Origin of the sequence: Acidovorax sp. LjRoot38 (genome assembly GCF_964252975.1) — a bacterium.
Taxonomy (GTDB): domain Bacteria; phylum Pseudomonadota; class Gammaproteobacteria; order Burkholderiales; family Burkholderiaceae_C; genus Acidovorax; species Acidovorax facilis.
Genome location: NZ_CAXUPT020000003.1, coordinates 542,292 through 565,139 on the forward strand (window position 1 = coordinate 542,292; position 22,848 = coordinate 565,139).

General features: G+C 66.2%; 20 protein-coding genes. 14 read left to right on the forward strand and 6 right to left on the reverse strand.

Annotation, left to right across the window (positions count from 1 at the left end):
• The first annotated feature begins 64 nt into the window (after positions 1-64).
• Genes ACSQ22_RS07635 through ACSQ22_RS07650 form a run of 4 tightly spaced genes read left to right on the forward strand, consistent with a single transcriptional unit; the run spans position 65 to position 4,132 of the window.
• The gene (locus ACSQ22_RS07635; protein ID WP_436129918.1) at positions 65-1,006 is read left to right on the forward strand and encodes a S1C family serine protease; all 942 of its coding nucleotides are present in this window, start codon (positions 65-67) and stop codon (positions 1,004-1,006) included.
• Between the two features lie 24 nt (positions 1,007-1,030).
• Positions 1,031-2,050 carry an AAA family ATPase gene (locus ACSQ22_RS07640; protein WP_436129919.1) on the forward strand — a complete coding sequence of 340 codons (1,020 nt, stop codon included), beginning with the start codon at positions 1,031-1,033 and terminating at the stop codon, positions 2,048-2,050.
• On the forward strand, positions 2,031-3,056 hold the full coding sequence (locus ACSQ22_RS07645; protein ID WP_436129920.1) for a DUF58 domain-containing protein: 1,026 nt from the start codon (positions 2,031-2,033) through the stop codon (positions 3,054-3,056). The genes ACSQ22_RS07640 and ACSQ22_RS07645 overlap by 20 nt, the downstream gene beginning before the upstream one ends.
• A gap of 32 nt (positions 3,057-3,088) precedes the next feature.
• A complete protein-coding gene (locus ACSQ22_RS07650) occupies positions 3,089-4,132 on the forward strand; it encodes a VWA domain-containing protein (RefSeq protein ID WP_121420892.1) in 1,044 nt (347 codons plus the stop codon).
• 208 nt (positions 4,133-4,340) lie between these two features.
• Here ACSQ22_RS07650 and ACSQ22_RS07655 read toward each other — a convergent pair whose 3' ends face one another.
• On the reverse strand, positions 4,341-6,449 hold the full coding sequence (locus tag ACSQ22_RS07655) for a diguanylate cyclase domain-containing protein (protein WP_436129921.1): 2,109 nt from the start codon (positions 6,447-6,449) through the stop codon (positions 4,341-4,343).
• A gap of 317 nt (positions 6,450-6,766) precedes the next feature.
• The gene (locus ACSQ22_RS07660) at positions 6,767-7,390 is read right to left on the reverse strand and encodes a Crp/Fnr family transcriptional regulator (protein ID WP_055401449.1); all 624 of its coding nucleotides are present in this window, start codon (positions 7,388-7,390) and stop codon (positions 6,767-6,769) included.
• A 264-nt stretch (positions 7,391-7,654) separates the two neighbouring features.
• Here ACSQ22_RS07660 and ACSQ22_RS07665 point away from each other — a divergent pair, with 264 nt between their 5' ends.
• From ACSQ22_RS07665 to ACSQ22_RS07675, 3 genes are all read left to right on the forward strand, one after another.
• Complete coding sequence (locus ACSQ22_RS07665; protein ID WP_436129939.1) at positions 7,655-9,499, forward strand: EAL domain-containing protein; 1,845 nt, start codon at positions 7,655-7,657, stop codon at positions 9,497-9,499.
• A gap of 339 nt (positions 9,500-9,838) precedes the next feature.
• The gene (locus ACSQ22_RS07670; RefSeq protein WP_436129922.1) at positions 9,839-10,327 is read left to right on the forward strand and encodes a hypothetical protein; all 489 of its coding nucleotides are present in this window, start codon (positions 9,839-9,841) and stop codon (positions 10,325-10,327) included.
• Positions 10,328-10,412: 85 nt separating this feature from the next.
• Positions 10,413-10,796, forward strand: coding sequence for a RidA family protein (locus tag ACSQ22_RS07675; protein WP_436129923.1), 384 nt, complete (start codon positions 10,413-10,415; stop codon positions 10,794-10,796).
• Between the two features lie 50 nt (positions 10,797-10,846).
• Here ACSQ22_RS07675 and ACSQ22_RS07680 read toward each other — a convergent pair whose 3' ends face one another.
• Positions 10,847-12,088: a urate hydroxylase PuuD gene (locus ACSQ22_RS07680; RefSeq protein ID WP_436129924.1), complete on the reverse strand. Its 1,242-nt coding sequence runs from the start codon at positions 12,086-12,088 to the stop codon at positions 10,847-10,849.
• A 212-nt stretch (positions 12,089-12,300) separates the two neighbouring features.
• Positions 12,301-13,131 carry a xanthine dehydrogenase accessory protein XdhC gene (xdhC, locus tag ACSQ22_RS07685; RefSeq protein ID WP_431150310.1) on the reverse strand — a complete coding sequence of 277 codons (831 nt, stop codon included), beginning with the start codon at positions 13,129-13,131 and terminating at the stop codon, positions 12,301-12,303.
• Between the two features lie 67 nt (positions 13,132-13,198).
• Between xdhC and ACSQ22_RS07690 the strand changes: the two genes are divergently transcribed.
• Positions 13,199-13,741: an energy transducer TonB gene (locus tag ACSQ22_RS07690; RefSeq protein ID WP_431150312.1), complete on the forward strand. Its 543-nt coding sequence runs from the start codon at positions 13,199-13,201 to the stop codon at positions 13,739-13,741.
• A gap of 169 nt (positions 13,742-13,910) precedes the next feature.
• On the opposite strand, the gene uraH is transcribed toward ACSQ22_RS07690, so the two are convergent.
• Positions 13,911-14,261, reverse strand: coding sequence for a hydroxyisourate hydrolase (gene uraH / locus ACSQ22_RS07695; RefSeq protein ID WP_055394878.1), 351 nt, complete (start codon positions 14,259-14,261; stop codon positions 13,911-13,913).
• Between the two features lie 108 nt (positions 14,262-14,369).
• On the opposite strand from uraH, the gene ACSQ22_RS07700 reads away from it, so the two are divergent.
• The 4 genes from ACSQ22_RS07700 to ACSQ22_RS07715 all read left to right on the forward strand — a co-directional run bounded on the left by ACSQ22_RS07700 (position 14,370) and on the right by ACSQ22_RS07715 (position 19,119).
• Positions 14,370-15,047, forward strand: a complete 678-nt coding sequence (locus tag ACSQ22_RS07700) for a GntR family transcriptional regulator (RefSeq protein ID WP_055394876.1) — start codon at positions 14,370-14,372, stop codon at positions 15,045-15,047.
• Between the two features lie 24 nt (positions 15,048-15,071).
• Positions 15,072-16,022: an allantoinase PuuE gene (gene puuE, locus ACSQ22_RS07705; RefSeq protein WP_431150315.1), complete on the forward strand. Its 951-nt coding sequence runs from the start codon at positions 15,072-15,074 to the stop codon at positions 16,020-16,022.
• A 77-nt stretch (positions 16,023-16,099) separates the two neighbouring features.
• Complete coding sequence (uraD, locus tag ACSQ22_RS07710; RefSeq protein WP_436129925.1) at positions 16,100-17,878, forward strand: 2-oxo-4-hydroxy-4-carboxy-5-ureidoimidazoline decarboxylase; 1,779 nt, start codon at positions 16,100-16,102, stop codon at positions 17,876-17,878.
• A complete protein-coding gene (locus ACSQ22_RS07715; RefSeq protein WP_436129926.1) occupies positions 17,875-19,119 on the forward strand; it encodes a M20 family metallopeptidase in 1,245 nt (414 codons plus the stop codon). The genes uraD and ACSQ22_RS07715 overlap by 4 nt, the downstream gene beginning before the upstream one ends.
• Positions 19,120-19,179: 60 nt before the next feature.
• Here ACSQ22_RS07715 and ACSQ22_RS07720 read toward each other — a convergent pair whose 3' ends face one another.
• Positions 19,180-20,520 carry a glycerate kinase type-2 family protein gene (locus ACSQ22_RS07720; RefSeq protein ID WP_436129927.1) on the reverse strand — a complete coding sequence of 447 codons (1,341 nt, stop codon included), beginning with the start codon at positions 20,518-20,520 and terminating at the stop codon, positions 19,180-19,182.
• A gap of 220 nt (positions 20,521-20,740) precedes the next feature.
• On the opposite strand from ACSQ22_RS07720, the gene ACSQ22_RS07725 reads away from it, so the two are divergent.
• A complete protein-coding gene (locus ACSQ22_RS07725) occupies positions 20,741-22,069 on the forward strand; it encodes a C4-dicarboxylate transporter DctA (RefSeq protein WP_436129928.1) in 1,329 nt (442 codons plus the stop codon).
• Entirely contained in the window at positions 22,066-22,770 is a 705-nt protein-coding gene (locus ACSQ22_RS07730; protein ID WP_055394866.1) for a GntR family transcriptional regulator, read from the forward strand. Before ACSQ22_RS07725 ends, ACSQ22_RS07730 begins: the two co-directional genes overlap by 4 nt.
• Positions 22,771-22,848: the final 78 nt, after the last annotated feature.

Consider the following 22,848-nt stretch of genomic DNA (forward strand, 5'->3'; position numbering starts at 1 on the left):
CGATCCGTGCTAACGTGAAAACCGTGCGCCGTCTCGCGGCGTCTTCCGTAGAAAAGGTGACAGGATGCCCCGGCCCGCCCTCTACAGCAGCTCCCGCCACACCCGCAGCTCCCCGCCCGAGTCGGTTGAAAACGCGCCTGCGCCCACCGAACAACCTGCGGCCAGTGCGATGGAGCCCTCTCCAAACCCTGCCACCAAGCCTGTGGCGGGCACGGCTCTGTCGCGGCGCCATCTGTACGCCCTGTGGGCACTGATCGCGCTGCTGACCACATTGCTGCTCTACAGCCTGTGGCTGCACCAACGCCCCGCCGCCCAGCGGATCACCCAGGAAGACATTGATGCCGCCGTGCTGCGCACGCTGGAGACGACCACCCCGCCCTCCGCCGCCGCCCGCGCTGTGGAAGCGATCTCTCCCTCGATCGTGCGCGTGGTGGGCTACGGCCGCAGCAAAAACGGCAAGGAAGAGGTGGAACGCGGCATCGGCACGGGCGTGGTGATTGTGGACAAAGGCATCATCCTGACCAACCTGCACGTGGTGGCGGGCGCGGACCGCATTGCCATCACCTTCCACGATGGCCTGGAAACCACCGCCAGCATCACGGGCGCCCAGCCCGAAAACGACCTGGCCGTGCTGCAAGCCCACAAAGTACCCGATGACCTCTTCGCAGCCCCGCTGCGCTCCACCCAGGACCTGCGCCCCGGCGACCACGTGGTGGCCGTGGGCTTCCCGTTCGGCATCGGGCCTTCGGCCTCAGCGGGCGTGGTCTCGGGCCTCCAGCGCGAATTCACCTCGCCCGAAGGCAAGCGCCAGCTCAGCAACCTGATCCAGTTCGATGCTGCGGCCAACCCCGGCAACTCCGGTGGCCCACTGGTCACGCTCGATGGCGAGGTGGTGGGCATCGTCACCGCCATCCTGAACCCCACGTCGGCACGCACCTTCATCGGCATCGGGTTTGCGGTGCCCATCGAGAACGCCGCTTCTGCCGTTGGCATGCCCCCATTCTGATCCCGACCCTTCACAAGGAGCACCATGGAAACCACCCCATCGCCCTCTGCCATGAACAACGCCGCCACCGCCACCCTGATGGAGCAGGTGCTCTACGAAGTCAAGCGCGTGGTGGTGGGCCAGGACCGCTTTCTGGAGCGGGTCATGGTGGCCATGCTCGCACAGGGCCATATGCTGGTCGAAGGTGTGCCGGGCCTGGCCAAGACGCTGACGGTGAAGACGCTGGCCAGCACCATCCAGGGCAGCTTCAAGCGCATCCAGTTCACGCCCGATCTGGTGCCCGCCGACCTGGTAGGCACGCGCATGTACAACCAGAAGACCGGCGAGTTCAGCACCACGCTGGGCCCGGTCTTCACCCACCTGCTGCTGGCCGACGAAATCAACCGCGCACCCGCCAAGGTGCAAAGCGCCCTGCTGGAGGTGATGCAGGAACGCCAGGTGACGATTGCGGGCGAGACCCACAAGGTGCCCGAGCCCTTCCTGGTCATGGCCACGCAGAACCCCATCGAGACCGAAGGCACCTACGCGCTGCCCGAAGCCCAGGTGGACCGCTTCATGATGAAAGTGCTGCTGGGCTACCCCACCGAGGAGGAAGAGTTCGTGATCGCCCAGCGCGCGCTCGATGTGCCCGTGCAGGTGCTGCCCGTGGCCACCACCGCGCAGCTGGCGGCGCTGCAGGCCGAATGCCGCACCGTGTATGTAGACCCGTCGATGCTGCAATACGCCGTGAAGCTGGTGGCCGCCACCCGCGAGCCCACGCGGCATGGCCTCAAGGACCTGACCGGCTACATCAGCTGCGGCGCCAGCCCGCGCGCCACCATCGCCCTCGCAGAGGGCGCCCAGGCCCTGGCCATGCTGCGCGGGCGCAACTACGTGCTGCCCGAAGACATGACCGACCTGGCGGCCGACGTGCTGCGCCACCGCATTGCGCTGTCGTACGAAGCGCTGTCCGAAGGGCTGGATGCCGATGCCCTCGTCAAGCGCATCATGGCCAAGATACCGGCGCCTGCTCGGCCTCTGCATCATGAGCAAAAAGTTGCCTGACACCACTTCAACCACGGTCCACACGCTGCCCACCCTGCCGGGGCAGGCGGACCGGCTACTGCGCGAGCTGGAGTGGAAGGTGATCCGCCGCCTGGACGGCCTGCTGCAGGGCGACTACCGCACGCTGATGCGCGGCAGCGGCCTGGACCTGGCCGACCTGCGCGAGTACCAGCCGCATGACGACGTGCGCCACATCGACTGGAACGTGACCGCGCGGCTGAACATCCCCCACGTGCGCGTGTTCACCGAAGACCGCGAGATGTCCGCCTGGTTTTTGCTGGACCTGAGCCCGTCCATCAACTTCGGCCCGCAGGGCAACGCCAAGCGCGACATCCTGACCGGCTTTGTGGCCGTGCTGTCGCGCCTGCTGACGCGCCACGGCAACCGCGTGGGCGCCATACTCTACGGCGCAGGCAATGCACCCGCCCGCGCTGTGGATGCGGTGTTACCGCCCCGCAACAGCCGCGCCCATGTGCTGCATCTGGTGCACAGGCTGTTGACACCGCCCGCCCCTGCCACCGGCACATCCAAACCCGGCGGAGGCGCCACAGAACTGCACCGTTTGCTGCAAACGGGCCTGGCCAACCTGCGCCGCCGCTCCACGGTGTTTGTGGTGTCCGACTTCATCAGCGCACCCGGCTGGGAAAAGCCCCTGGCCCAACTCGCCCAGCGGCACGACGTGGTGGCCGTGCGCCTGCTTGACCCGCTGGAGCTGGAACTGCCCGATGTGGGCCTCATCACACTGCGTGATGCCGAAAGCGGCGAGCAGCTGCAGGTGGACACCCACGACGCGGGCTTTCGCCGCCGCTTCGCCCGCTTGGCGGCCGAACGCGAGGCCGTGCTGCGCGAAGGCCTGACCCGCGCGGGCGCCGACACGCTGGAGCTGTGCACCGACGACGATCTGGTCGATGCCCTGCTGCGTTTCATGGACCTGCGCCAGCGCCGGGTACGCACCTCCCGAGCCGCGCCCTCCCGCGCTGCAGACCCGGCGCAGCACGCCGCCTGAACGAACCACGTCCCCGCCCGAAGGAACACACCATGGTTTTTCTCTGGCCCACCCTGCTCTGGCTGTTGCTGGTCGTGCCCCTGCTGGTACTGATGTACTGGTGGCTGCTGCACCGGCGCAAGAAAACGGCGCTGAGCTATTCCAGCCTGTCGCTGGTGCGCGAGGCCATGGGCCCCGGCCAGAACCTGCGCCGCCACATCCCGCCCGCACTCTTTCTGCTGGCGCTGGTGGCACTGCTGCTGGCCACCGCACGCCCGCTGGCCGTCATCACCCTGCCCTCGCAGGACCAGACCATCATGCTGGCCATGGATGTCTCGGGCAGCATGCGCGCCGCCGATGTGGAGCCAGACCGCCTCACCGCTGCGCAGAACGCCGCCAAGGCCTTCATCGCCGAGCTGCCCCGCCATGTGCGTGTGGGCATCGTGGCGTTTGCCGGCAGCGCCCAGCTGGCCCAGCTGCCCACGCAAAGCCGCGAAGACCTTGTCAAAGCCATCGACAGTTTTCAGCTCCAGCGCGGCACGGCCACGGGCAACGGCATCATGCTGTCGCTGGCCACCATCTTCCCCGACGCGGGCATCGACATCTCCGCCCTGGGCGGCCGCCAGGCCATGCGCCCCAAGCCCATTGACGAAATTGGCAAACAAGACCCGGCCAAGGCTTTCACACCTGTGGCGCCTGGCTCCTACACCTCGGCCGCCATCATCATGCTGACCGACGGCCAGCGCACCACTGGCGTGGACCCACTGGAGGCCGCCAAATGGGCGGCCGACCGGGGGGTGCGGGTGTACACCGTGGGCGTGGGTACGGTGGCGGGGGAGACCATCGGCTTTGAAGGCTGGTCCATGCGGGTGCGGCTGGACGAAGAAACCCTGAAGGCCGTGGCCACGCGCACCAACGCCGAGTACTTCCACGCGGCCACCGCCGCAGATTTGAAAAAGGTGTACGAGACGCTCAGCTCACGGCTGACGGTGGAGAAGCGGGAAACCGAAATCTCGTCATTGCTGGCGTTGCTGGGGGCGACGTTGGCGTTGCTGGCAGCCGGGCTGTCGGTGTGGTGGCACGGGAGGATTTTGTGAGATTTTTTGGCTCTACCGCTTACTAGACAAGCGTAAATAGCTACCATTTTTATAGCATATAGCCTGTAGTGCTTGTCTCGGGCGTGCTTGGGATGCGAGTAAGCGCCACCGTGCACTCCTCAGCATTCTCCAAACCATAGACTTCAAAAAAGATAGCTGTCAGCGCATTACCAGCCAGCGCTACACCCCAAAATCTTTTGGAGTCTGCTCACGCCGCTCCCAGCGCCATCCGCCCCGACGCCGTCGCCTGGCTCGCATGGCGCGTCTCCACCCGGTTGCGCCCCGCGCGCTTGGCGTCGTAGCACGCCATGTCGGCCGCATACAGCACCGACGGCACATCCTGCAGACTCGCATCCAGCACCACCAACCCGATGCTCACCCCCAGCGTGAAGCTGCGCCCCTGGTACGAAGGCTCCCACGCCTGTACCGAGGCGCGCAGCTGCTCCGCCACCGCCTGGCCCCGTGCCAGCGCGCATCCGGGCAGCACCACCGCAAACTCGTCGCCGCCCAGCCGCGCGGCCCAGCCGATCTGGCGCACCTGGGATTCGAGCAAGCGGGCCACGTGGCGCAGCACATCGTCGCCCGCGTCATGCCCGGCAATGTCATTGACCACGGTGAAGTGGTCCAGATCCAGAAACAGCACCACGCCGTCCCCGGCTGCTTCGCTGCTGTCTGCATCCGGTGCGCGCGGGCGCATCGAGCGTTCGGCCAGCAGCAGGCCCAGGCGCTCGTCAAACGCATTGCGGTTGTAAAGCTGGGTCAGGGCATCGTGCGTGCGCTCCCACGCCTGCTGCATCTGTGCCTCGCGTGCAGCGGTGATGTCCTCCAGAATCCAGACGGTGCCGCCCGCCATCTCGTCGGGCCGCACACCACGGCCCTGCACGCGGGCCCACACGGGGGTGCCATCCTTGCGCATGAAGCAGACATCGCCATCGAAGGCGCCATGTGCGGCGAACTCGGCCTGCACACGCTCGCCAATGCGGCCGTATTCGGCATCGTTGGCATACAGGGTGCGCGCCGGATGGCCCTGCAGTTCGCCCTCGGTGTAGCCCAGCATCAGGCAGGCCTGCCGGCTCACCACCTCCAGGATGCCGTGGCGCGAGATGACGATGCCCACGGAGGCACTGTCGAGCACGGCCTGGAACTGCCCGTCCAGCGTGGCCTTGTGCTGCTGCTGCAGGCTGCCCTGCTGCACCATGCCCTGGAACATTTGCACCAGTTCGCCCACTTCACCCCCCGCACGTGGCCAGACGACGGTGCCTTGCGGCAGGCCAGCACGCGTGCTGCGCCGCAGCAGCTGGCGGGCACTGTGCGTGAGCTGCGCCAGCGGCTGCGCCATCCAGGCCATCAGCCCGGCCACGAGCAGCATGCACAGCGCCATGCTGGCGGCGGCCAGCCACCAGGCTTCGCGCTGTGCGCCCTGCAGTGGCGCCAGCAGCGCCTGCGAGGGGCTGACCCGCGCCACGATCCATTGCGGCAGCGGCATGCCCGCCATGCTGACGATGTGCTGGTCTTCAAGATGGGTCGTGCCCCGCCCTACCACTGGCTGGGCCTGCTCCAGCCAGCGGCTGTAGACGGGCGCCAGGCCCGTCTCGTCGCTCACCTTGCCCATGATGCGGGTCGGGTCCGAGTGCGAGAGGATGGTGCCGTCGCGCGTAAACACCAGCAGCCGAGAATCATCGCGCGCGGGCAGCGTCATGGACGGCGGCAGCAGGCCCTGCGATTGCAGGCGCAACGCACCCGCCACCACACCCAGCACAGTGCCGTCTTCGCGGTGCAGCGGCATGGTGAACATCACACGCGCGTCGCTGGTGCGCCCGGCAATCAGCTCGGACACCAGCGGCTTGCCGTCGATGAGCGTGCGGCGCAGCGCATCGCGCTCGGCGGGGTCCAGGTTGGAGGCCTTGTCCAGCCGCCCCCCACGCAAGTTCAGCCGCAGTTCTCCATTGTCGCGGGCGACCTGCATCGCATCAAAGAACTGCACGGCGGGCAGGCCCTGCTGGAGCAGCCATTCGAGGGCCGAGGGTGATTCGAGCATGGCGGGCGTAATACCAGCAGCCACCGTGCGCAACACCTTCTGGCTTTGCTCGATCTTGCTGGCCAGCAGGCGGGCCACCACCTCGACCTCATCGGTCTGCTGGCTCACCACCCGCCGCATGGCCTCTTGCCCGGAGGCCCGCGTAACCAGCCACGCCGACACCGCCCCCGACAGCCCCACGGCCAGCACCGCCACCAGCACCAGCCGCAACACCAGCGGACCGGGCATTGACCAGCCCGGCGCGTCCTGTGGCGGCGCAGGGTGGGTCGGGGGCGTCATGGACACTCCGCGCAGGGGGCGCCCGATGGGCGCAAAGGGGTGGCGTTGGGCATGGGGACAGGTCAAACCGGACAGGTCCCAACAAATATACGCAGCCCCTGCAGCCCAGGGCTTGGGTAGAACCCTCAGTGAAACCCAAGGACAAACCCTGACGAGGAAGCCCCCCTGAGCCGCTGCGCGGCTTCCCCCGGAGGGGGACGCACCCAGGGGCCCGGCAAAGCCAGTTCCACGGGTGCGCTCGCTGGCGGCGCGCCAGTAGCAGAAGCGGTGCGCGCTATTTTTCGCGCGGCGCCAAAACCACCCACGCTGGGTTCAGTTCAGCAACCCGCCATCGACTGCAGCGCCCGGGGCTGAGGCAGGTTCAGCACATTGCCCGTGCCATGGATCAGTCCCAGTTCCCGCAGATGGCGCAGCACGCGCGAGAAGGTTTCGGGGGCGATACCCAACTGCGCCGCAATCAGGCGCTTGCGCTGGTGCAGCGTGACCTGCATGGTGCCGCTGTGGTCGGGCTGGGCGTGGTTGAGCAACCACTGCGCGCAGCGCGATTCGGCATCCTGCGCGAGGCGGCTCACGGCCAGCTCGGACTGCTGGCGGTAGCCCTGAGCCATGTCGAGCAACAGGCCCCGTGCACCCGCCGGCATTTCTGCAAGGCTGCGGCGAAACTCCTCGATGGGAAGGCGGCGCACCTGCACACGTGTATCGGCCACCATGTCCACCGGCAGCGGCATGCCCATCAGGGCCGACGCGGCATCGAGCCAGAACGGCCCTTCCACGGCCCCCAACTGGTGGCGCAGGTAGCCATCGTCGAGCACACCGCGCAGCACGCGGCCACTTTCGAGGTGCAGCACAGACGTCAGCACCTCGTTGCGCCTGCGCAGCACTTCACCGGCGGCAATCACCTCGGTTTCGGCGGGCAGTGAGAAATAGGTAGAGGGCAGCATGGGACGGACTGTGCCGCGCCCCGGACCGCTGGGCATTGAGCAAGATCAAACCGAACCCTCGCGGCAGCCCTGCCGCTGCGCCAGGGTTGAGCCAACGCATGAACAACCTGCATGCCCCCCAACGTCCACCCCAGGGAATGGCCTGCCACCTGACGGAAACAGTGTGTAACAAGGTTGTCACACCCGGCCGATATCGTGGGCTCCTTGCTCAGAGCCCCCCCATCTACCGTGACGCACAACCCCCTTTGGAGCCGACTGGAGGCGATGATGGCCTTGCTGTCCCCGGCTGCGCGCCATGGCAAGGGCCCTCTGGCACAACTCATGCGCGAAGGGGGCCTGCACTGCGTGTTTCAGCCCCTGGCCGATCTGCGCGAGGGCAGCGTGTATGCCCACGAAGCCCTGATCCGGGGCCCCGAGGGCACCCCTTTGCACACGCCCGATGCCTTGCTGGAGCTGGCGCGGCGCGAGCACATCCTTCAGGACTTCGAGCTGCTGTGCGTGTTCACCGCCTTGCAGCAGTGGCGCGTTCAGAAGGCGCCGGGCCGCCTGTTTGTGAACATCAGCGCCGACGCGCTGGTGCACGGGGTGGCCCTGGTGGGCGCGCCGATGCTGGGCGAGGCCGTGCGCAGCTTTGGCGTGAGCGCCCGCCTTCTGGTGCTGGAAATCACCGAGCACGAGCGCGTGACCGACATGCCCCAGCTGCGCCAGGCCATCAAGGCGGTGCACGCCTGCGGCGCGCGGCTGGCGCTGGACGACTTTGGCGACGGCCGCTCCAGCCTGCGGCTGTGGTCCGAGGTGAAGCCCGACTTCGTGAAGATCGACAAATACTTCATCCGCGACATCAGCAACCAGCCCGAAAACCTGCAGATGCTGCAGGCCATCAAGGGCATAGCCCATATGTTTGGCACCAAGCTGATTGCCGAAGGCATCGAGACACGCGACGACCTGCGCGCACTGCGGGACCTGGACGTTCCTTACGGCCAGGGCTGGCTGCTGGGCCGCCCTGCCAAGGCCCCGCGTGAGGCCGTGGAGAGCCCGGCACAGGAAGTGATGCAGGACCGCCGCGTGGCTGTGCTGCCGCACCTGGGCCAGACCGCACGCCCGGGCATCCTGCGCAGCCTGCTGGTGGTGCAGGCGCCCACCGCCGCGCCCGCCACCAGCAACGATGCAGTGGCCGCCATGTTCCATGAGCGCACCGACCTGCACGCGCTGGCCGTGGTGGACGGCACGCGCCCCGTGGCGCTCATCAACCGCCAGCAGTTCATGAACCACTACGCCACGCTGTACTTTCGCGAGGTGCATGGCCGCAAATCGTGCCTGGCGTTTGCCAACCAGGCACCGCGCGTGGTCGAGCTGGACTGTGACGTGGACCAGCTCGTGGGCATCCTCACCTCGCAGGACCAGCGGTATCTGAACGACGGCTACATCGTCACCGACAACGGCCGCTACCTAGGCCTGGGCACGGGCGACCAACTGGTGCGCGCCGTGACAGAAACCCGCATCGAAGCCGCGCGCCATGCCAACCCACTGACCTTTCTGCCCGGCAACATCCCCATCAGCCTGCACATGCAGCGCCTGCTGGACCACCACACCGAGTTCGTGGCGTGTTATGCAGACCTGAACAACTTCAAGCCCTTCAACGACCACTACGGCTACTGGCGCGGCGACCAGATGATCCGCCTCGTCGCCCGCCTGGCCACAGCGCACTGCGACGCGCGGCGCGACTTTGTGGGCCATGTGGGTGGGGACGATTTCATGCTGATCTTTCAGAGCAGCAACTGGCTGCAGCGCTGCAAGAACATCGTGGACGCCTTTGCCCGCGAAGCGCTCACGCTGTTTGACGACGAGGCCCGGCGCGCCGGTGGCATCCAGGCCGAAGACCGGCATGGGGTGCCACGGTTCTTTCCGTGTACCACGCTGGCCATTGGTGCGGTGCGCATCACCCCCGGGCGTTTTCGGCATGCCGAGGAAGTGGCCAACCTGGCGGCCGTGGCTAAACATGAGGCCAAGCAGGCAGCGACCGGGGTAGTGCTGCATGGTGGGTTTACCGAGTCGAGCCTGGGCGCACTGGCGGCTGCGCGGGCGTTGCAGGATGTGCTGGCGGCATAGGGGGTGGAGGGAGCAGCGTAGTTTCCGTCGCGTATTGGGGCTGGGCGATTCACGCCGCAAGCCAGTCCGCTTCGGTTCCAAGCGTGCCTATGGGCACCGCCCCATCGGTTCATGGTTTCCGTGCGTAGCTCAAACCGGAGTCTCAGTCACTCTGCCGTTCGATCTCGCAGGCTATAGTTTGCCCGGCTGAGGAATGCCGTATTTCGCGGAATTTCTTTATCTGGGTATCTTCGGCAGTCCGAGGCTGCAAGCCATTTCCATAAGCATTCCGTGTCCAGAAGACCCCGCACTGCCCAGCTTATTTCGCTAGGTTTGCAGGGTGCATCACGTTAGACCTCCATGCGACCCATCCTGAATTTCGCAAGAGCCATCGCGATTGCGAGCGTCCTCGCAATACCTGTCGCCTATTCCACTGCAGAGCCAGCAGGTGAGTTCAGCACAGCCCTCGGAAAGTTGGTTCGATCCGAGAAGGTCCACGAGGTAGATCTGGCAAACGTACTCCCACTGTACTGGAGTGAACTGTTCACCTTTGGCCCGTACTCTACCCGCGAGAGCAACTGCCAGGCGTTGCAACTTGGCTGGCTCAAGTGCCGCATAACGCTGCCTGCCGAAGTGAATGAGGGCGAATTCGTCCTGGTCTTCCGATCAAACTCCAAAGTCGTGCATGTGGAGCATCATCGGCGGTGGAATGGCGACTTCAGCTCGCGGACCAGTCCGCGACCCCAACCGATACTGCGGTCAGCTGCAAAGTTCTCTGTCAGTCTGGTGTCCAACCGGGTGCCAGAGGGTGAGCAGTGGTACCAACTTGAGCATCAGGCCCATGACTGATCACCTGCAATGACGAGGCCTAAACCTCATGCCAAACGCTAGGCGTCACAAAAGAACTCGCGCCACATCTCCCTCTGCAGCACCCATGAACGAAGCCGAAATCGCCTCAGGCCTGCCAAGCACGCCGAACTATCAATACGCGCAGCGCGTGGGGAATCAGCTCTTCCTTGCAGGCCAGGTGCCACAAGCTCCCGATGGCTCGATCAAGGCGCCCGGAGATCCGTGCGCCCAGGCATCGCAGTGTTTGGAGAATCTGAGCAAGGTTCTGGCTGTTCACGGGTTTGCCGCGCCAGACATTCGCCGCCTTGTTGTCTACGTCGTTGGCGAACAGGCCGACCTTTCAGCGGCTTGGGGTGCCGTGACCGAGCACTTTGGCGGGCAAGTGCCTCCGGCAACGCTCTTGGGCGTCGCCCGCCTGGGATACCCGGGGCAGGTGGTGGAGATCGACGCCACCGTCGTCAAGGGCTAGGAGTCTGCACGGCTTCGCTGGAGTGCAATTGGACGCCTCCTCCACAACCCTCAAGGCCCTGTAGGCGCCCCCGCCTCAAACCACCGCCCAATCAGTGCCCGCTCCGCGTCGGTGATCTGCGTGGCGTTGTTCATGGGCATGAGTTTTTGCACCACCACTTGCTGGTAAATCGCCTGGGCGTGTTGCTTGACGCTGTCGGGTGAATCGAGCCGCAGGTTCTTCATCTGCACCGCCTCGCCGTGGCACAGGTAGCAGCGTTGCTCCAGCACGGCTTGCACCGACTTGTAGTCATTTTGGCCGCTAGCGCTTGCTGCAATTGCGCTAGCAGCTCCTGAAACAGGAGCACCACTGACAGCAGCCATGGGCGCGGGGCGCATCCACACGATGGCGCCGACGATGACGGCCACGCCCACCAGCGCATAGGGCAGCGGGTTGCCGTTGCGGCCCAGCTTGTAGCCGTGGCGCATCACAAAGAACTGGCGGATGGCGGCGCCCGCAAACATCATCAGGATCAGCACCAGCCAGTTTTGCGGGTGGCTCCAGGTAAAGCTGTAGTGGTTGCTCAGCATGGCAAACAGCACCGGCAGCGTGAAGTAGGTGTTGTGCACGCTGCGCTGTTTGCCGCGCTTGCCGTGGATCGGGTCCACCGGTTCGCCCGCCTTGATCTGTGCGATCACGGTGCGCTGGCCGGGGATGATCCAAAAGAAAACGTTGGCACTCATGGCCGTGGCGATCATCGCGCCCACCAGCAAGAAGGCTGCGCGGCCAGCAAACCAGTGGCAGGCCAGCCACGAGGCGATGCACACCAGCACGAAGACGAGCGCACCCACGATGGCGTCGCCGTTCTTCCTCTGGCCAAAGATGCGGCAGATCGCGTCGTACAGCAGCCAGAACACGACGAAGAACGCGAGCGCCACCACGATGGCCGTGACAGGCGCCCAGTCCATCTTCGACTTGTCGATGAGGTAGGTGCTGGCGCTGTAGAGGTACGACACGGTGAACAGCGCAAAGCCGCTGATCCAGGTGCTGTAGCTTTCCCAGAAGAACCAGTGGAGGTGGCCGGGCAGCTTGGGCGGCGACACGGCGAACTTGACCGGGTGGTAGAACCCGCCGCCGTGCACGGCCCAGAGTTCGCCGCTCACGCCCTGTTTCTTGAGGTCGTCGTCCTCAGGCGGCGTGAGGCTGCTGTCGAGGAAGACGAAGTAGAACGACGAGCCAATCCAGGCGATGGCGGTGATGACGTGGACCCAGCGCAACAGCAGGTTGGCCCAGTCGAGAAAGTAGCTTTCCATATCTCAACCTTGATGGCGCGTCAGCGCCAAACAGCAAACCTGCTCACCACTGCGGGCGCTCTGAGCAGAAATTTTGGTCGCGCACCTTGGCGGGCAAACCCGCCGGGGCACCGCTGCGACCCGTAAACCGTCAACAAATCCGTTGAAAAGTGTATGCAGGAATTGTTCCCGACTCCAGCCCCAATCCGAGGCATGGAGGCCCGGAATTACCCTCAGCCCGCCCCCTTCAGCGTCTGCAGCAGCTGCGCAGCCACCGCGACGGCGATCACTTCGGGCTCCTTGCCCTCAATGCCGGGGATACCAATGGGGCAGGTGACCTGGGCCAGTTCGTCCTGTGCAAAGCCGCGCCCGTTCAGGCGATTGCGAAACGTCGCCCATTTGGTCTTACTGCCTATGAGGCCGATGAAAGGCAGGTCGCCCTGTTCACGCTGGCGGCGCAGGCAGGCGGCCACCACGTCCAGGTCTTCGGCATGGCTGAAGCTCATGATCAGCACGCGGCTGCCCGGCGCCAAGCGGGGCACAGCCAGTTGCACGGGCTCGGAGTGTTCGCAGACCACGCCCTCGGGCGTGGGGCTGGGGAAGATGCCGTCGCGGCTGTCGATCCAGGTCAGCGCAAACGGCAGCGGCGCCAGCACCCGCGCCAGCGCGTGGCCCACATGGCCGCCACCGAACAGTGCCACGGGGTGCTGGTGCGGCGACAGGCGCGCGCGCAGACCCGCAGCGGGGGCCAGGTCGGCTGCGGTCAGCACCTCAAAACCCAGGTACACCACGCCCCCGCAGCATTGCCCCAGCGCCGGGCCCAGTGCAAAACGCATGGGCGGCTGCCCCGGGGCCGGGCCGGGCACACCGCCCAGGCGGCGGCGCGCTTCGGCAATCGCCTGCAGCTCCAGATGGCCGCCGCCGATGGTGCCCACGATACGGTCTGCGAACACGGCCATCCACGCGCCGGGTTCACGCGGGGCCGAGCCTTCGGTAGACTCCACCCTTACCAGACAGGCGGGGGCGGCTGCAAGGCCGTCCAGCAACAAAAGTACATCAGTCAATCCAGATCCTTCACGCCACCAAGGGTCGCCCGCCCCACGGGGCATCGTTCAGTTCACAAAAGCCATCATGCCGCCCACCCCCACCGAGCGCTCCTCCAGCCACCGCAGCCCCTGGCTGCTTGCCGGACTCATGGCCGCCGTTGCATCGCTGGTGGCGGCCTGTAAGTCGGCCCCCGAGCCACCAGCCCCGGCGCAGGACAGCACCATGCCCAGCCCGGACACCGCCAGCGTCAAGGGGCCTGTGCCCGCTGCCGCAGGCTCGGCCCGCGCGTCTGCCGCCAGCACGGCCCGCGCCTACCGCGAAGACGCCGCCACCCACCTCTATGGACTGAACGCACAGCGTGTGTACAAGGGCAAGCTGCCGCCCATGCTGTATGCCATCGGTGTGCTGGAGGTGGATATCGACCGCGCCGGCAAGGTCACGCGCCTGCGCTGGATGCGTGCTCCCAAACACGCCCCCGAGGTGGTGGCCGAAATCGAACGCACCGTGCGCGCCGCAGCCCCCTTCCCTGCGCCCACGCGCATGGGCAAGGTCACCTACACCGACACCTGGTTGTGGGACAAAAGCGGGCATTTCCAGCTCGATACGCTCACCGAAGGGCAGCATTAGGTACATCCCCCTGAGCGGCTACGCCGCTTCCCCCTTCTCTCGAAATCGCTCCGCGACTTCGGGAAAGGGGACGATGCCCTCGCTGCGGGGCGGCCCTTGCTTGGCATCCCTGGTCCGGGCAGCGCCAGTAAATACGGCCACGCGATGCCACGCACCGCAGCAGTACGTCTCACGACCCACGGTAGGTCGAATAGCTCCACGGGCTCACCAGCAAGGGCACGTGGTAGTGCTGGTCGGCGTGCGCAATGCCGAAGTCCAGGCTCACCTGGTTCAGAAAATTGGGTTCGGGCAACTCCACACCCCGGGCCTTGAAGTACCCCGCCACATCAAACCGCAGCCGGTAGGTGCCGGTGCGCAGGCTGGCGTTGTCAAACAGCGGGGCATCGGTGCGGCCATCGTGGTTCAGCACCAGGCGCTTGATGAGGGTGGCGTTGTCGCCGTCGGTGGAGTACAGGGCCACCTCCATGCCAGCGGCGGGGCAGCCGTTCATGGTGTCCAGAACGTGGGTGCTCAATCCCATAGGGAATCTCCTGAAGTGGGGACCACGGCCGATCGGCGAGGATTGCCGGACCGCAGTGTGTAGACCAAAAGTGTATACACTTTTCGCCATCCACCGTATCATGCCGCCATGGAATCCTCATCCACCAGCGCCATTGTTGACGCTCTGACCCGCGCCATCGTGGAGCACCGCCTGCAGCCAGGCACCAAATTGGCCGAGCAGAAACTGGCCGACCACTTCGGCGTGTCGCGCACGCTGGTGCGCCAAGCGCTGTTCCAGCTCGCACAGAACCGCCTCGTCACGCTGGAGCCCGCGCGCGGTGCGTTCGTGTCCACCCCTTCGGTGGAAGAAGCGCGCCAGGTGTTCGCCGTGCGCCGCATGCTGGAGACCGAGATGACCCGCGCCTTCGTGCAGAGCGTAACCCCCGCCAAGATCAAGGCGCTGCGCACCCATGTGGCCAGCGAGAAGGCCGCCATGGACACCGCCGACGCCAGCAGCCGCACCGAGTTGCTGGGCGACTTCCATGTGCGCATGGCCGAGCTGATGGGCAACGAGGTGCTGGCGCAGATGCTGGGCGACCTGATCTCGCGCTGCGCCCTGATCACGCTGATGTACCAGTCGGCCAGCGCCGCAGAACACTCGCACGAGGAGCACGCCGACATCGTTACAGCCCTGGCCGCGCGCGACGAAGAACGCGCCGTCGCCCTGATGCAAAGCCACCTCGAACATGTCGAAGCCAGCCTGACCTTTGACCGCAAGCGCCCGGCCAGCGACCTGGCCGCCGCCCTGGCCCCCATCACTGCCTGACCTTCCGACGTTTTCCGCATTCCCATGATCTACGACTCCACCCAAGCCTACCCCCGCGACCTCATCGGCTACGGCAAGACCCCGCCCCACGCGCAGTGGCCGGGCGGTGCGCGCATTGCCGTGCAGTTTGTGCTGAACTACGAGGAAGGCGGCGAAAACGCCGTGCTGCATGGCGATGCAGGCAGCGAGCAGTTCCTCTCCGAAATGTTCAACCCCGCCAGCTACCCCGAGCGGCACATGAGCATGGAGGGCATCTACGAATACGGCTCGCGCGCCGGCGTGTGGCGCATCCTGCGCGAGTTTGAAAAGCGCAACCTGCCGCTCACGGTGTTTGGCGTGTCCACTGCTCTGCAGCGCCACCCCGAGCTCACAGCCGCCTTGGTGGAGCTGGGCCACGAGATCGCCTGCCACGGCCTCAAGTGGATTCACTACCAGCACATCCCTGAAGAGGTGGAACGCGCCCACATGCAAGAGGCCATGGACATCCTCCAGCGCATGACGGGTGAGAGACCCCTGGGCTGGTACACCGGCCGCGACAGCCCCAACACCCGCCGCCTGGTGGCCGACTTTGGCGGCTTTGAATACGACAGCGACTACTACGGCGATGACCTGCCCTTCTGGATGAAGGTGCGCAAAACGGATGGCAGCACGGCACCCCAGCTCATCGTGCCCTACACGCTGGACTGCAACGACATGCGCTTTGCCCTGCCACAGGGTTACTCGCACGCCGACCCGTTCTTTCAGTACATGAAGGACACCTTCGACGCACTGTATGCCGAGGGTGACCCCGACGGTGACAACGCCCCCAAGATGATGAGCATCGGCATGCATTGCCGCCTGTTGGGCCGCCCCGGCCGCATCACGGCGCTGCAACGTTTTCTGGACCACATCGCACAGCATGACAAGGTATGGGTGGCGCGGCGCATCGACATTGCGCGCCACTGGGCGCAGCATCATCCCGCGCCAACCGTGTGAGCCACATTGATGAACCAAATTGGCCTCCAGCGCTTATCCGATAAGCGCTAGCAGCTCACTTTTTTGAAGCACCCACCATGCCACTGACCCTGGAACAACTCAACGCCGCCAGCCCCGCCGAGGCCTTGGCGCTGCTGGACGGGCTGTACGAACACTCGCCCTGGATTGCCGAGCAGGCCCTGGCGCAGCGGCCCTTCCGAACGCTGGCGCACCTGAAGCACGCGCTGGCGCAGGTGGTGCGCACCGCCGAGCTGGACGCCCAGCTGGGCCTGATCCGCGCCCACCCCGAGTTGGCGGGCAAAGCCATGGTGGCGAAAAACCTCACGGCCGAATCCACCAACGAGCAAAGCACGGCGGGCCTGACCCAATGCACGCCCGAGGAGTTCGAGCGCATCCAGCAGCTCAACGCGGCCTACAACGAGCGCTTCGGCTTCCCGTTCATCCTGGCCGTGCGCGGGCCGCGCGGCACGGGCCTGCCCAAGCGGGAGATCATCGACACCTTTGCGCGGCGCCTGGACAACCACCCTGAGTTCGAACTGGCCGAGGCCCTGCGCAACATCCACCGCATTGCCGAGATTCGCCTGAACGACAAGTTCGCCGCCGAGCCCGTGCTGGGCAACGACGTGTGGGACTGGCAGGAAAAACTGGCAGAACACTCCGACCCGGGCTTTGCCGAAAAAGGCCAGCTCACCGTCACCTACCTCACCGACGCGCACCGCGCCTGCGCACAGCGCATCAGCCACTGGATGCGCGACTGCGGCTTTGACGAGGTGGAGATCGACGCCGTGGGCAACGTGGTGGGCCGCTACCACCCGGCGGCCACAGGCGCACGCTACCTCATGACCGGCAGCCACTACGACACCGTGCGCAACGGCGGCAAATACGACGGCCGCCTGGGCATCTTCGTGCCCATGGCCTGCGTGCGCGAGTTGCACCGCTCCGGCAAGCGTCTGCCCTTCGGCATCGAGGTGGTGGGTTTTGCCGAAGAGGAAGGCCAGCGCTACAAGGCCACCTTCCTGGGCTCGGGCGCGCTCATTGGCGACTTCAACCCCGCCTGGCTCGACCAGAAGGACGTGGACGGCATAACCATGCGCGCGGCCATGCAGCATGCAGGCTTGTGCATTGACGACATCCCCAAGCTGCAGCGCGACCCGGCGCAGTACCTGGGCTTTATCGAAGTCCACATCGAGCAAGGCCCCGTGCTCAACGAGCTGGACCTGCCCCTGGGCGTGGTCACCTCCATCAACGGCAGCGTGCGTTTTCTGTGCGAGATGATCGGCACCGCCAGCCACGCCGGCACCACCCCGATGGACCGCCGCCGCGACGCGGCCGTGGCCGTGGCGGAGCTGGCGCTGTATGTGGAGCAGCGCGCCGCGCAAGATGGCGACTCGGTGGGCACCATCGGCCAGCTGCAGGTGCCCGCTGGCTCCATCAACGTGGTGCCGGGGCGTTGCCTGTTTTCACTGGATCTGCGCGCCCCCACCGATGCCCAGCGCGATGCGCTGGTGAGCGATGTGAAAGAGCAGCTCGCCCACATCGCGGCTCGGCGTGGCCTGCGCTACACCCTGGAAGAATCCATGCGCGCCGCCGCCGCGCCCAGTGCGCCCGCCTGGCAGCACCAGTGGGAGCGCGCCGTGGACACCCTGGGCGTGCCCGTGTTCCGCATGCCCAGCGGCGCGGGGCACGACGCGATGAAGCTGCACGAAATCATGCCCCAGGCCATGCTCTTTGTGCGCGGCCAGAACTCCGGCATCAGCCACAACCCGCTCGAATCCACCACCAACAACGACATGCAGCTGGCCGTGGACGCCTTCACCCAGGTGCTGCGCCAACTTGCCGAGGAACCACAACCATGACAACGAATAACAACTACGCCGCGCTGGACGCCTGGATCGACCAGCACTTCGACGAGGAAGTGCGCTTTCTGCAGGCCCTGGTGCGCGTGCCCACCGACACACCGCCCGGCAACAACGCACCCCACGCCGAACGCACGGCCGAGCTGCTCAAGGAGCTTGGCTACGAGGCCGAAAAACACGCGGTGCCCGCTTCCGATGTGCTGGCCTACGGCATGGAGTCCATCACCAACCTCATCGTGCGCCGCAAGTACGGTGCGCAGGGCGACGGCGGCAAAACCATTGCCCTGAACGCCCACGGCGACGTGGTGCCCCCCGGCGAAGGCTGGACGCACGACCCCTATGGCGCCGAGATCGTGGATGGCGCCATGTATGGTCGCGCCACTGCCGTGAGCAAGAGCGACTTTGCATCGTTCACCTTTGCCGTGCGCGCCCTGGAAGCCATGGCCAAGCCCACGAAAGGCGCGGTCGAGCTGCACTTCACCTACGACGAAGAGTTTGGCGGCGAGCTGGGCCCCGGATGGCTGCTTCAAAAGGGGCTGACGAAGCCCGATCTGATGATTGCCGCAGGCTTCAGCTACGAAGTGGTCACCGCCCACAACGGCTGCCTGCAGATGGAAGTGACCGTGCACGGCAAGATGGCCCACGCCGCCGTGCCGCACACCGGCGTGGACGCGCTGCAGGGCGCTGTGCACATCCTGAACGCGCTGTATGCGCAGAACGACGAGTACAGGAAGGTCACGTCCAAGGTCGAAGGCATCAAGCATCCGTACCTGAACGTGGGCCGCATCGAGGGCGGCACCAACACCAACGTCGTACCCGGCAAGGTCATGTTCAAGCTCGACCGCCGCATGATCCCCGAAGAAAACCCGGTGGAAGTGGAAGCCGCCATCCGCCGCATCATCGAGCAGGCCGCGGGCGAGCGTGCCGGCATCAGCGTGGAGATCAAGCGCCTGCTGCTGGCCAACGCCATGACCCCGCTGGCGGGCAATGCACCGCTGGTCGAGGCGATCCAGAAACACGCCCAGGCCGTGCTGGGCGAGCCCGTGCCCGCCGTGGGCACGCCGCTGTACACCGACGTGCGCCTGTATGTGGAGCGCGGCATCCCCGGCGTGATCTACGGGGCCGGGCCACGTACGGTTCTCGAATCCCACGCCAAGCGCGCCGACGAGCGACTGCAGCTGGAAGACCTGCGCCGTGCGACCAAGGTGATTGCGCGGGCGCTGTGCGATCTCCTGGCGTGAACTGTCAGGCAGAACTTGGGGGGAATTAGCCTCTAGCGCTTATCCATCAAGCGCTAGAAGCTACAAAATTAATAGCGCACGGAAATCGTTTACGTTGGTGTGGGTAGGCCCCGTCACCACCAGATCCCCCAGGGGCTCAAAGAAGCCATAGGCGTCGTTGCGGTCCAGGTGGGCTGCGATGCGCAGGCCCGCCGCCTCGGCCCGCGCCAGCGTGTCGGGCGCCACGCGGGCACCCGCGTTGTCCTCCACGCCGTCGATGCCGTCGGTGTCTGCGGCCAGCGCCCACACACCCGGCTGCCCCTGCAGCGCCTGCGCCAGGCCCAGGCAGAACTCGCCCGCGCGGCCACCCCGCCCCCGGGGTGTGCCTGGCGGCTGTGGGCGTACCGTCACGGTCGTCTCGCCGCCCGACAGGATCACGCACGGCCTTGTGAAGGGCTGACCACGCCGCGCCACGGCCCGCGCCAGTGCGGCGTGCACCTTGCCCACCTCGCGCGATTCGCCTTCGATTTCGTCCGACAAGATGTGCGCCTGCACACCCGCCGCCCGCGCGGCCTCGGCCGCAGCTTCCAGCGACTGCTGGGGAGTGGCGGTCATGTGCACCACATGGTGGGCAAACACGGCGTCGCCGGGCTTCGGGGTTTCCGGCGTGCCCGCTTCGAGGGCTGAGCGCACTGCAGTGGGCACCTCGATGCGGTAGCGGTCCAGGATCGCCAGCGCATCAGCGCAGGTGGTGGCGTCAGGCACCGTGGGGCCGCTGGCAATGACCGAAGGGTCGTCCCCCGGCACATCGCTGATGGTGAGCGTGACCACCCGCGCAGGTGCGCAGGCTGCCGCCAGCCGCCCGCCCTTGATGCGCGAGAGGTGCTTGCGCACACAGTTCATTTCGTCGATGGCAGCGCCGCTTTCGAGCAGCGCCTTGTTGATGCGCTGCTTGTCCTCCAGCGTGAGGCCGTCGCCCGGGAGCGTGAGCAGGGCGGAGCCCCCGCCCGAGATGAGGCACAGCACGAGGTCGTTTTCAGTCAGACCCTGCGTCAGCGCCAGGATGCGCTGCGCAGCAGCCAGGCCCGCCGCATCGGGCACGGGGTGGGCGGCCTCGACCACTTCGATGCGCTGCGCCAGGCCTTGCGGCCGCGGCGGTGTGTGGTGGTAGCGCGTGACCACCAGCCCCGACAAGGGTGCATGCGCAGGCCACAGTGCTTCGACGGCCTGCGCCATGGCGCCGCCCGCCTTGCCCGCGCCCAGCACCAGCGTGCGGCCTCCGCTTTCGCGGCTGGGCGGCGGGGGCAAAAAGGCTGCGGTGTTGTGCAGCGGCAGCGCGCGGCGCACGGCAACACCGTAGAGATATTCGAGGAATTCGCTGCTCTGGCGAATGGGGTTTGGCACGGTGGGGGGGGTGGTCATGAATGGTCGTCTCCGCGAGCGATTGTGCGGGCACGGCCAGGGCATGACCGTGCGCAGAAGTCAAAACTACTTCAACCCAGCCCACGGCGGCATGACGCGGTGGCGACGCGGTTGCCACGCGCAGCGCGGGATAACCCCATGTTCTGGCCCGCAACTGTTGTCTACATTTCTTGTATGCAAGATTGACCAACAGTATCGCCTTCCTATCCAAAGGGTTCACATGCTCCGCTTTCTCAACTCATTGTTTGGCCGGGTGGTCCTGGCCTTGATTGCTGGCGTGGCCATAGGGCTGCTCTGGCCCGACACGGCCGTGCAGCTCAAGCCGCTGGGCGATGGTTTCATCAAGCTCATCAAGATGCTGATCCCGCTCATCGTCTTTTGTGTGGTGGTTCACGGCATCGCGGGCACGGGCGACCTGAAGCGTGTGGGCCGCGTGGGCATCAAGTCGCTGATCTACTTCGAGGTGGTCACCACCATCGCGCTGGTGCTGGGCCTGGCGCTCGCGTTCTGGTTTGAACCCGGTGTGGGCATGAATGTGGACCCGAAGGCGCTCGACCCCAAGGCGATGGGCGCCTATGCAGACAACGCCACCAAGCTCACGGGTGGCGGCTTCAGCGACTTTTTGCTCAAGCTCATCCCCACTACCGCCGTGAGCGCCTTCGCCAATGGCGATGTGCTGCAGGTGCTGCTGTTCTCCATTGTGTTTGGCTGCGCGCTGGCGCTGATGGGAGAGCGCGGCGCGCGCGTCACCAGCCTCATCGAAGACCTGTCGCACGTGCTGTTCAAGACCATGGGCCTGATCATCAAGCTGGCGCCGCTGGGTGTGCTGGGCGCGATTGCGTTCACGGTGGGCAAGTACGGCATTGGCTCGCTCAAGCAGCTGGGCATGCTGGTGGTGCTGTTCTATGCGGCAGTGGCCATCTTCGTGGTGGTGGTGCTGGGCCTGATCATGCGGTTTTCGGGCTTCAGCCTGTTCAAGCTGCTGCGCTACCTGCGCGAGGAGCTGGCCGTGGTGTTTGCCACCACGTCGTCCGACAGCGTGCTGCCGCAGATCATGGCCAAGCTCAAGCACATGGGCATCCGCGACTCGACCGTGGGCCTGGTGATCCCCACGGGCTACTCGTTCAACCTGGACGCGTTCTCGATCTACATCACGCTGGCGGCCGTGTTCATCGCCCAGGCCACGAACACGCCCATCTCGATGGCCGACCTGCTGACCATCCTGGCGATCTCGCTGGTCACGTCCAAGGGCGCTCACGGTGTGCCGGGCTCGGCCATTGTGGTGCTGGCCGCCACGCTGCACGCAATCCCGGCCATCCCCGCCATCGGGCTGGTGCTGGTGCTGTCGGTGGACTGGTTCATGGGCATTGCCCGCGCCCTGGGCAACCTGATTGGCAACTGCGTGGCAACCGTGGCCATCGCGGCCTGGGAGGGCGACATCGACCGCGAGCGCGCACATGCCGTGCTGGACGGCCGCAGCACGCCGCCGCTGGCCCCCGAGGTCTCGCCAGAGATGGCGCCCCCGGTAGCGCCACAATCGGCCGCATGAGCATCAACCAGACCCAGATCGCCCAGCAGGTGGTGGAATCCATCCTTGCGCAAAAGCTCTCACCCGGCGAGCGCCTGGGCGAGCAGGAACTGGCCGACCTCTTCGGTGTGAGCCGTACCCTGGTGCGCGAGGCGCTCATGCAGCTGCAGGCCCGTGGTTTTGTCGAAGTGCGGCCACGCCGGGGCTGGTATGTGGTGGAGCCCACGGTGGAAGACGCACGCGATGCGTTCTCGGCCCGGCGCATCATCGAGTCGGGTATCCTGGCCGATGCGGGCCGCCCGCTGCAGAGCGTGACCCGCCGCCTGCGGGCGCACATCGCCGAAGAACAGCAGGCCATCGAAGGTGCAGATGCCGCCACACGCGCCTTTCTGCTCGCAGACTTCCACGTCTGCCTGGCCGAGGCGATGGGACACCGCAGCCTGAGCGACATCCTGCGCGACCTCACGGCGCGCACCACTTTGGCGGCCTCGCTGTACCAGTCGCAGCACGCGGCCAGCCAGTCGTGCGCCGAACACGCCGCCATCGTCGAAGCGCTGGAAGCAGGCAACACCACGCTGGCCCGCGAACGCATGCTGGCCCACATCGGGCATGTGGAAGGCGCCCTCAACCCCGGCCAGCCGCTGGTGCGGGACCGGCTGCGTGAATCCCTCGCACCGCTGACCAGCCAACGCACCAAGGCGGCATCGACAGCCCTGAGCTAGCCCAAGCCGGTCGCGCCACGGCCACAAACCTTCCAATCGCCTGCATCCACTGCAGGCGGGTATTTTGCTGCGCCCCTC